Genomic DNA, 242 nt, shown 5'->3' with positions numbered 1-242 from the left:
ATCTAAAACCGACTTGATCATAAATTTTAACAGCCTCTTTAACCTTTTCTGCTATTTGACTCACAGGTATTTGGTCTTCTTTAAAAGTTCCAAAATCTTTTACCGTTTGGCTTAATTCTACATCGTTTCTTATAGGAAATTCATAATTGCTATCAGTGAGAATTTTTTGAATTTCTGGAGTTAGCATAAATTCCATAAACTTCCTAGCTGCTTCTTGATTTTTGCTTGATTTTGTCATAGCA

At 31.4% G+C, this 242-nt stretch carries 1 protein-coding gene; it reads right to left on the bottom strand.

Going from position 1 to position 242, the window contains the following annotated elements; translation table 11 throughout:
- Window positions 1-242: ABC transporter substrate-binding protein (locus ELQ09_RS08225; protein WP_134263892.1), on the bottom strand; the 242-nt coding region annotated here is incomplete at both ends.

Origin of the sequence: Campylobacter sp. CH186, from assembly GCF_004378925.1 — a bacterium.
GTDB classification, from domain to species: domain Bacteria; phylum Campylobacterota; class Campylobacteria; order Campylobacterales; family Campylobacteraceae; genus Campylobacter_D; species Campylobacter_D jejuni.
Note: the sequence above shows the minus strand (reverse complement) of the source record. Positions and strands in the feature narration are given on the sequence as shown.